This is a genomic window from Bradyrhizobium sp., assembly GCF_016462955.1.
Lineage (GTDB): Bacteria > Pseudomonadota > Alphaproteobacteria > Rhizobiales > Xanthobacteraceae > Bradyrhizobium.
This window is the reverse complement of sequence record NZ_JAEMSD010000143.1, coordinates 1-8,970: the sequence shown is the minus strand read 5'-3', so window position 1 is coordinate 8,970 and position 8,970 is coordinate 1. Positions and strand designations below refer to the sequence as shown.

12 protein-coding genes are annotated in these 8,970 nt (G+C 65.2%); 5 read left to right on the top strand and 7 right to left on the bottom strand.

Features of this window, described 5'->3' with window-relative positions; genetic code table 11:
- Together flgA and flgH are read left to right on the top strand one after the other, a co-directional pair.
- Positions 1-874 (top strand): flagellar basal body P-ring formation chaperone FlgA (gene flgA / locus JHD07_RS16615; protein WP_291624066.1); only part of this gene is annotated, 874 nt, incomplete at its 5' end.
- A 9-nt stretch (positions 875-883) separates the two neighbouring features.
- Complete coding sequence (gene flgH, locus JHD07_RS16610) at positions 884-1,645, top strand: flagellar basal body L-ring protein FlgH (protein ID WP_291624063.1); 762 nt, start codon at positions 884-886, stop codon at positions 1,643-1,645.
- Positions 1,646-1,776: 131 nt separating this feature from the next.
- Here flgH and JHD07_RS39805 read toward each other — a convergent pair whose 3' ends face one another.
- From JHD07_RS39805 to JHD07_RS16595, 4 genes are all read right to left on the bottom strand, one after another.
- Positions 1,777-1,950, bottom strand: a complete 174-nt coding sequence (locus JHD07_RS39805; protein WP_366864643.1) for a hypothetical protein — start codon at positions 1,948-1,950, stop codon at positions 1,777-1,779.
- Complete coding sequence (locus JHD07_RS16605; RefSeq protein ID WP_366864639.1) at positions 1,902-2,942, bottom strand: hypothetical protein; 1,041 nt, start codon at positions 2,940-2,942, stop codon at positions 1,902-1,904. Before JHD07_RS16605 ends, JHD07_RS39805 begins: the two co-directional genes overlap by 49 nt.
- A gap of 361 nt (positions 2,943-3,303) precedes the next feature.
- On the bottom strand, positions 3,304-4,083 hold the full coding sequence (locus JHD07_RS16600) for a fumarylacetoacetate hydrolase family protein (protein WP_291624061.1): 780 nt from the start codon (positions 4,081-4,083) through the stop codon (positions 3,304-3,306).
- An 82-nt stretch (positions 4,084-4,165) separates the two neighbouring features.
- A complete protein-coding gene (locus JHD07_RS16595) occupies positions 4,166-5,194 on the bottom strand; it encodes an aldehyde reductase (RefSeq protein WP_291624059.1) in 1,029 nt (342 codons plus the stop codon).
- A 110-nt stretch (positions 5,195-5,304) separates the two neighbouring features.
- Between JHD07_RS16595 and JHD07_RS16590 the strand changes: the two genes are divergently transcribed.
- Positions 5,305-5,685, top strand: coding sequence for a helix-turn-helix domain-containing protein (locus tag JHD07_RS16590; RefSeq protein ID WP_291624057.1), 381 nt, complete (start codon positions 5,305-5,307; stop codon positions 5,683-5,685).
- Positions 5,686-5,966: 281 nt separating this feature from the next.
- Here JHD07_RS16590 and dksA read toward each other — a convergent pair whose 3' ends face one another.
- Both dksA and JHD07_RS16580 read right to left on the bottom strand, forming a co-directional pair.
- Positions 5,967-6,332: an RNA polymerase-binding protein DksA gene (gene dksA, locus JHD07_RS16585; RefSeq protein WP_085966600.1), complete on the bottom strand. Its 366-nt coding sequence runs from the start codon at positions 6,330-6,332 to the stop codon at positions 5,967-5,969.
- 216 nt (positions 6,333-6,548) lie between these two features.
- A complete protein-coding gene (locus JHD07_RS16580) occupies positions 6,549-7,160 on the bottom strand; it encodes an NAD(P)-dependent oxidoreductase (protein WP_291624040.1) in 612 nt (203 codons plus the stop codon).
- Between the two features lie 160 nt (positions 7,161-7,320).
- On the opposite strand from JHD07_RS16580, the gene JHD07_RS16575 reads away from it, so the two are divergent.
- Positions 7,321-7,692, top strand: a complete 372-nt coding sequence (locus JHD07_RS16575) for a helix-turn-helix domain-containing protein (RefSeq protein WP_291624038.1) — start codon at positions 7,321-7,323, stop codon at positions 7,690-7,692.
- Positions 7,693-7,863: 171 nt separating this feature from the next.
- Here the strand turns inward: JHD07_RS16575 and JHD07_RS16570 are convergent, their stop codons facing one another.
- Entirely contained in the window at positions 7,864-8,277 is a 414-nt protein-coding gene (locus JHD07_RS16570) for a flagellar assembly protein FliX (RefSeq protein ID WP_291624036.1), read from the bottom strand.
- Positions 8,278-8,561: 284 nt separating this feature from the next.
- On the opposite strand from JHD07_RS16570, the gene JHD07_RS16565 reads away from it, so the two are divergent.
- Positions 8,562-8,970 (top strand): flagellar basal body P-ring protein FlgI (locus JHD07_RS16565; protein ID WP_291624034.1); only part of this gene is annotated, 409 nt, incomplete at its 3' end.

Sequence of the window (8,970 nt, the reverse complement as noted above, 5' to 3'; positions counted from 1 at the left end):
CGTCATGACGGGCGACATCAAGGAGGTCCAGGTCACCCGCCTTGCGCGTACGCTCGCGAGCAAGGACATCGAACATGCTGTCGCCGGCGCGCTCGAGCGCCGCTTCGGCCTCGGGGAAGCGGCCAACATCACCATCACGTTCGATCGCAGCGTCGGCGAGACGCGCCTGGAGGCCTCCAACACCGGCACGCTGCAACCGGTCGCAACCCGTTTCGATGCCCGCAGCGGCCGTTTCGACATCGCCTTCGAGATCGCCAACGACGGCAATCCCGCGCCGACCAAGCTGCGCTTCACCGGCACCGCGATCGAGACCGTGGAAGTGGCCGTGCTCACCCGCGACATCGACCGCGCCGAGCTTCTGAAAGCTTCCGACCTTTCGCTGGAGCGCCGGCCGAAGGCCGAGGTCACCGGCGAGCCCGCCTCGCGCGATCGCAGCATCGGCATGCAGCTGCGCCGGACGATGCGGGCGGGAACGCCGGTCCGGGCCGCCGACATCGTCAAGCCCGATTTCGTGGTGCGGGACCAGGCCGTCACCATCATCTACCAGGTGCCCGGCCTCTATCTCACCACGCGCGGCAAGGCGATCGAGAGCGGCGCCGAGGGCGACAGCGTCAGCGTGCTCAATCTGCACTCCAAGCGTACGCTGACCGGCATCGTCACCGGCCGCGGCCAGATCACCGTGCAGGGTGCCAGCCAGGCCGCGCCGATGGCGCCGGCGGTCGAGCAGACCTCGTCGATCAAGCGTGACGAAGCGCCGGCCCCCGTCGACACCGCAGCACTCCTCCGCAACCTGGTGCAGGCCCCCGCGTCGCCCGCCCAGACCGCAGAAGCCCAGATCCCGCAAGCTCGCATCTCGCAAGCTCAAGCCAAGTAAGAGTTCGTCATGTCCGCTTTCAGTTCGGCTTACCGTCTTCGTCGCATCGCGATCTCCGGCCTCCTGCTGGCGTCTTGCGCGCTGGGTGGCTGCTCCTCGATCGACCGCCTCTCGCAGATCGGCGAACAGCCGAAGCTGTCGGCGATCGACAATCCGACGACGCAGCCCGGCTACAAGCCGGTGCAGATGCCGATGCCGAAGCCGGAAGTCGCCTCGTACAATCCGAACTCGCTGTGGCGCAACGGCAGCCGCGCCTTCTTCAAGGACCAGCGCGCCCGCCAGGTCGGCGACCTCCTGACCGTGACCGTGAACATCACCGACAAGGCCAACATCGAGAACGACACCTCGCGCAGCCGCACCAACAAGGAAGATTCCGGCATCACGGACTTCATCGGCTCTCAAACGATCACCCAGGCCAACAAGATCCTGCCCGGCCGCATCCTGACCGCCGACTCGACCTCGTCCAGCGAGGGCAAGGGCAGCGTCGATCGCAAGGAAGCCCTGCAGACCAACGTCGCCGCCGTGGTGACCCAGGTGCTGCCGAACGGCAACCTGGTCGTCGAAGGCAAGCAGGAGATCCGCGTCAATTTCGAAATTCGCGAGCTGATCGTGGCCGGCATCGTGCGCCCCGAGGACATCCAGAGCGACAACACCATCGACTCCACCAAGATCGCCCAGGCCCGCATCGCCTATGGCGGCCGCGGCCAGATCACCGACGTGCAACAGCCGCGCTACGGCCAGCAAGTCATGGACGTGCTGCTGCCCTTCTAGAATCTCCCGAGCTCCCACATCGTGCTCGCGATCCTAGGCGCGAACGACGATGTACGACGCGGCCTCCGGTAGCTCCCCTGCCGGAGGCCGCATGTATTTTGCCTGCGCCGCCGAAGCGGCGCAGGCGTCTCTCACAGCAGCATGATCCCGCGCGCTTGCGCCCACCGGTCGAGGATCTTGCTCTCCTCGGCAAGTGGCGGGCGGTTGGCAAGCCCGCGAACCTGAACCGCCCGGGAACGGGCATCAAGCTCGATGGTCAGCAACCGCTGGACGTCACCCGAGGCACGGCGACGGAGCGACCAGATCGACGCATGCCCAGCGATGCATTTCGACGCGTAGCTGGCAACGCAGGACGCATGCCGCGCGTCTCAGCCACGAGATCGGCCGCGGTCCGCAACTGGACCACGACGTATTCTTCGCGCTTGGTCCGGTCCTTGGAAGACTTGGTCCATGACCAATCCGCAATCGCTGCACCGAGCCAACGGTCCTCGCTCTGCTCGGGGCCTTCTGCCAGCCCCCGCGCACGGTTTCGCGCCGCCTCGGCGCGACGGCGTGCGGCCTCGATACGAGCAATCGCATCGAGATCGCGATGCCATTCGCGCATCTGCCGCCCGAGCGAGATCAGTGAACGCCCCTTGAGGGTGTACTCGGGATCACGCCGGTGGCAATCGGCGAGGTAGTCATGGAAGTCATCCATATCCTCGACCGTGGTCGGATGCGCGCAGAAGAAGCGCACCACCTCGCGCCAGAAGCGATGCTGAGCGCGCTGCGTCTGCGTGATCCTGGTGCGCGCGATCCGCATCGCAACAGCGGGATCGGTCGCATAGGAACGCGCAATCGCCTGCCAGATCGCAGCCTCGAAGCCGACCTTCCCCAACGGATTGAGGAACGCATGGACCTCCTTGCGAGACAGCCATTCGGCCGCACCGGCAGCGTAGAGCGAACCGCCGCCGGCCGCCGCGATGTACCAGCGCTTGCGCAAGCGGATCTCGTCGACGCCCAGTCCCGCGCCGTCGATCCAGATCTGCTCCAGATGTTCTGCGACGGGATAGCGCGCGAAGAGATGGCGAGCCGCGGAAAGACGAAGACGCGCGGCATCGCGAGTCTTCATCCGCGGCTGCCAGGCCTCGGCATCGCGCACGATGTCGGCCTCGAAGCCACGCTTGGCCTCGCAGATCGCATTCTTGAAATCCGGTGGAGGGCGCGTCCGCTGCGACACATGCCGCAGCGACAGCTCGTAGGCTTCAACCCGCGCGCGCTCGGCCTCCCGCCGGCGCTGAATCAATGACTGTGCCATTGTCGTTCAACATGATTGGATGACTGTCAGCCGGACGCACTGAGAGCGTCGGCACGGAATGTGTCGATCGCCACAAAGTACTCACGGCTGGTCTCCTCAGAGTTGAACGTACAGGTTGAACGGGACCGGGCTCATAGACCCGATCAAGGGCGAGCGCAAGAGTGTCTCGTCGGGATGGTGTCGGAAACTGCGTACTGCGAGCCAGCTCCGCGACATTATTGCAACGCCGCTACAGCACATTCCGTCACTGCGGCGGACGATCCAGTACTCCGAGATGGAAAGGGATCGTACCGATGCAGCGCGGCGTACTGGCTTCCCCACCTTCGCGGGGAATGAACTGCGGAGACTACTACCGGTGCCCTCACGTAAACTCCGCCTCCACCACGCCGAGCCCGTCCAGTTCCATCCGCACCTTGTCGCCGGCCTTCAGCCACAGCGTCTTCACCAGGCTGCCGGTGAGCACGAGTTGGCCGGCGTGCAGCCCCTTGCCTTCGGCGGCGAGGTGGTTGGCGAGCCAGGCGAGCGCGTTGTGGGGATGGCCGAGCACGTCGGCGCCGGTGCCGTGGCTGACCTCCTCGCCGTTGACGATGGCGCGGCCCTTGACCGCCCTCAGGTCCGGCACCGACGAGCGCGGGACGGACGGGCCCAGCACGCAGCCGGCGGCAAAGAAATCGTCGGCAATCAGGGTCGGCGCGCCCATCGTCTCCCATTTCACGTAGCGGTCGTCGACGATCTCGATCGCGGGCTGATAGGCCTCGATCGCTTCGCCGACCCATTCGGCCGTGAACGGCGCCTCGCCGGCGGCAAGGTCCCGCTTCAGCCGCACCGCGATCTCGCATTCGACGCCAACCCGGACATAATTTGAGGCAGCGAGCCTGGCGCCGCTGTCATGGACGCCCTTCTGGAACACGCCGCCGCCGCAGGGGTGCGCGATACCGATATAGTCCTGCATCACCTGACTGGTGCAGCCGATCTTGTAGCCGACCAGCGGGCCGACATGCGGCAGCAGCAGATCGTGCAGCGCGCGCTGCACCTGATAGCCCTCGGCTTCATCCGTGGGAGGCCGCTCCAGCGCCGCGAGCGGGGCATGGTTGCGGCGCGCCAGCGCGATCGCCTTTGCGGCTTCGAGAATCCCGTCCATCGGCGCCGCCTCCCACGCTACGCAGTCGCAGGCGGCACTTCAGCATCCCCGCTCCGGCCTGACAAGCGCGGGTGGCGTGCCCTCACCCCTTGACGAGGCCGAGCCGGATCAGGCTCTCGGCAGTCGCAAGGATCGCCTCCTCGTTGGAGCGCGCCTGCCAGCCGAGCAGCGACCTGGCCTTGGCGCTGGTGGAATGCCTGACCTTTCCGAGCATCGGCACCACCGCACGCAGCAGCGGAATCCGGTTCGCGGCCAGCCGCACCAGCCAATCCGGAGCCTGGAGCCGCGGAACCCGGCGTGCCCTAGCTCCCAAGTTCCGCCGCAGCACCCTGCCGATGTCGAGAAGGGACAGCGTCTCACCGGCGACCGCAATGAAGCGCTCGCCTTTAGCCGCAGGCGCCGTCATGGCACGCAGATGCAGATCGGCGACGTCGCGGACGTCGACCACGCCGAGATACACCCGCGGCACGGCCGGCATGGCACCGTCGAGCAGCGATCTGACGATCTCGATCGAGCCGGAAAAGTCCGGACCCAGAACGGGCCCGAAGATGCCGGCGGGGTTGATCACCGCGAGCTCCAGCCCTGCCCCCTCGCCCGCGACGAAATCCCAGGCCGCTCGCTCGGCCAGCGTCTTGGACTTGATGTAGGGCTGGCCATCGACACCGGCGAGATTGGTCCAGTCGGTCTCGTCGAAGGGCTCGTCGCGCGGGGGATGGCCGTAGCCGATCGCGCCGAGCGACGAGGTGATGACGACCCGCTTGACGCCGGCGGTGCGCGCGGCACGCAGCACCCGAAGCGTTCCGTCGCGGGCCGGAATGATCATCTCGTTCTCGTCCTTGGGAACGGTGGTCGAGAGCGGCGACGCGACATGGAGAACGTTGTCGCAGCCCGCAACGGCCTGCTGCCAGCCATCGTCCCGGGTCAGATCGGCGGTGAAGAAGGCCACGCCCTCGGGTCGCGCCACTCCGCCCTCGCGCAGCATGGCGAGCACATCGGCCTGCCGCTCCGGCCGACGCACCGTCGTGCGCACCGCGTGGCCGGCCGCGAGAAGCTGCAGGACGATATGGATGCCGACGAAGCCCGATCCGCCGGTGACCAGAACAGTACTCATGACCAGGATTCCCCTCCTTGCGGGCCGGCACATCGGTTCCGTGGCCCTGCGCAACGACGCATCTGGTCACTATGTCCTGGCGGACAAGTAGACTGGAATTCGAGACCGGTATGGAAAAGTTGACCAACGCCTGTGCAGACCCCTGCGAGTGCAGCCCCGACCCTGCTGTGCTGGCCGACTTCAAGCGCGCGATCCACGCCCTTGGCGGCAAGTGGAAACTGGAAATCCTGTTCGCGCTGATGAACGGCGCGGTACGGTTCGGCGTACTGCGCCGCTCGATAGGCGGCATCACGCAGCACATGCTGACGATGCAATTGCGCGAACTCGAACAGGACGGGCTGGTATCCCGAACTGCTTTTGCAGAGAAGCCGTTGCGGGTCGAGTACGAGCTGACGGATGCGGCCTACGGCCTGTTGCCGGCGTTTAAGGAAATATTGATCTGGTCGAGGCTTTATGGAGATAGCCGCCTTGCCACGTCGCAGCAGGCGTGATTGCAGCGATGCTTTATGCAGCTGCACCGGGATCTCAAGTCCGGACTCGATCTCGTTGATGCGACTCGGAAAATCTCCCGCACCTGAAGTGAAGGCTATTTCTCATCCGAACTCACGTGAGCTCGGAGCAATTGAGCCTAGCCCGTTGATCGCGATTCACTTTTCGTGATTAGGCTCTCGCGCTTGTGGGCGCGGCGGTAAGCCGCGGGCAAAATCCCGAGCACGGCGCGAAATCGCGCCCGCCTCCAAAAACGAAGAGCCGCATCGCTGCGGCCCGGGCTCTATTCGTCGCGATAAACCTTCTCGCGTTTCTCGTGGCGCTCCTGCGCCTCCACCGAGAGCGTTGCGATGGGCCGGGCCTCGAGCCGCTTCAACGAGATCGGCTCGCCGGTTTCCTCGCAATAGCCGTAGGTGTTGTCCTCGATGCGCTGGAGCGCGGCGTCGATCTTGGCGATCAACTTGCGCTGGCGGTCACGGGCACGGAGCTCGATGGCACGATCGGTCTCGGACGAGGCCCGATCGGCGAGATCGGGGTGGTTCACGTTCTCCTCCTGCAGAGCCTGCAGGGTGAGCTTGGACTCCTTGAGGATCTCATCCTTCCAGGCGAGGAGCTTCAGACGGAAGTACTCCTTCTGCCGGTCGTTCATGAAAGGCTCTTTGTCGGTCGGTCGGTAGTTTTTCAACTTTTCCAAGGGAGGCCTATCTTCCTAAGCAACGACTCGCGACGGACAGGGGTCCGTTGAGCCGGGCCTTATATAGCGGCCTCCCGTGACAGACAATATTTCCCTCACCGTCCGGTGCTCCCCCCAAGCCCTTGCACAGGAAGGTTTATCCTGGAGGGGCTCGGAGAGGCGGCCGGTGGCTTAGTAACCGACCGTGAAACGCTGCTTCAGATGGGCGGGCCGTTCGATCTCGTCGGCGAGCGCGATGGCGTAGTCGGCGAAGGTAATCCAGCTCTTGCCGTTCGCATCTGCGAGAAGCTGGTCCGTGCCGAGCCGGAACTTGCCGGTGCGCTCCCCCTCCTCGAACAGCGCAGAGGGCGAGATGAAGGTCCAGTTCAGGTCCTTTTCCTGCCGCAGCAGGTCCAGGAAGGCCGAGCCCGCCTCCGCTTCAGCCTTGTATTGGGCCGGAAAATTGGGAGTCGTGACCAGCTTCACGCCCGGGGTGACCTCGAGGCTGCCGGCGCCGCCGACCACGAGGTAGCGACCGACTTTGGAGTCTTTCGCCGCACCGATCAGCTTGTGCGGATCGCTGGCCAGGAAGTGCACGGAACTCACAGCGACGTCGTGGCCGGCCCACAGCTTGGCGAGGCCCGCCCGGTCGAGGACGTCCCCCTTGGTCGGCGTGACGTTCGGCAGGGCTGCGATCTTCTCGGGGTTCCGGGCGATGGCCGTGACCGTATGGCCGCGACGGGACAGTTCCTTGGTGATCTCCGACCCGGCCCGGCCCGAGGCGCCGGCGACTGCGATTTTCATGAAAGGCTCCTTTGCTTCTAGTAACTGACGGATACTAGATATCGCAGAGAATGCTGGTGTTAAGAGAGCACTTTGTGCTTACCTGATTACGCTGAGGTGACCGATCACCAGCAACCGACCCGCAGACGCCAGCAATGGTATGGATTTCCGAGGACCGACGATGAAACCCGACGTTTATGCAGCGAACTGCCCTACCCGCCAGATTCTCGATCGCGTCGGCGACAAATGGGCGGTGCTGATCCTGTTGCTCCTGCGCGAGGAGCCGATGCGTTTCAACCAGTTGCGCCGCACGATTGAAGGCATCTCGCAGAAGATGTTGAGCCAGGTTCTCAAGTCGCTCGAACGCGACGGCCTGATCAGGCGCCACGCCATCGCGACGGTGCCCGTCACCGTGGAGTATTCCATCACGCAGCTCGGGCTGACGCTGGCGGCCGCCGTCGATCCCTTGCGCGATTGGGCCGAACAAAATCTGAAAGACGTGCTCGCCGCCCAGCGCCGCTACGATGCGCAGTTGAAGGAAGAGGCGGCGTAGGCGCACGAAGAACGCTTACGGGATTTCGGTCATCCTGAGGTGCGAGTGGCGCGATGCAAAGCAGCGCGCCGGGAGCCTCGAAGGATGAACGGCCGAGATGCAGCCGGGCCGTCGCCCTTCGAGGCTTGCCCTGCTTTGCAGGGCGCGCACCTCAGGCTGACGTATGACAGCTTACGCCTGCCCGGCCTTGGCCAACTCGACCTCGACACGCAGCTCAATCTCGGAGAGCACGGCATCGAGACCGGCATCACCCGACGACGACTTCAGGTTCGCCGCAGCATCGCGCAGGCGCATGACCGTCGAGGCGTCGAGATTGCCGGACAGCAGCCCCATCTTGAGATCGTCGAGCACATCGAGCGCCGTCCTGCCCCGGGCAACCGAGCGCTTGCGGCGCTCGACCGGATCCTCCTCGACACCCTGCAACGCCAGCAGCGCATCGATGTTGGCGGCGGCCTTCGGTGCCGCGGCGCTCCGCGTCTCCTGCGCCGATGACGTGTCGGGCAGCACGAAGGTGCCGGAGCCCGTCCGCCTGGCCTGACTGGCTGGCGTTCCAAGCGTGGTGCCGTTCGGTCCGTAGATGCGCATCGGAGGGAATCCGGGTGATCGATGCCTCACCTTCGCTGTTTCATGGTTAACGGTGCGTAAACGGCCCGGCAAAATCTGCCGAGGGGCGGCAGTTTCGCTCCTCAGGGCGAACGACCGCTGACATCGGCCGAAACAGATTTATTCAACCTATTCAGCCACGTATCCCCGCTACTCCGGGTTGGCACAGCGCTCGCAAGGAAAGCGCCGGACCAGCTCGTCATGGGAGTGTCGTTCAGGTCTTGTCGATTTGAGGAGCCTTTTTCCAGGGGCTTGGGGAGCACAGGATGCCGGGCGTTCGTTGGGTGAGGATTGTTGGGGTGGCCTGCGCCGCGCTGTCCGCGCTGGCACTCTCGGTCACGTCAGCGGCTGCGACGTCGCGGATCAAGGATCTCGCCAACATCGAGGGCGTGCGGCAGAACCAGCTCATCGGCTACGGCCTCGTCGTCGGTCTCAACGGCACCGGCGACACCCTCAACAACATCCCCTTCACCAAGCAGTCCCTGCAGGCGATGCTCGAGCGCATGGGCGTCAACATCCGCGGCGCCACCATCCGCACCGGCAACGTCGCCGCCGTGATGGTCACCGGCAATCTGCCGGCCTTCGCCACTCAGGGCACGCGCATGGACGTCACGGTTTCCGCGCTCGGCGACGCCAAGAACCTCCAGGGCGGCACCTTGCTGGTCACGCCCCTGC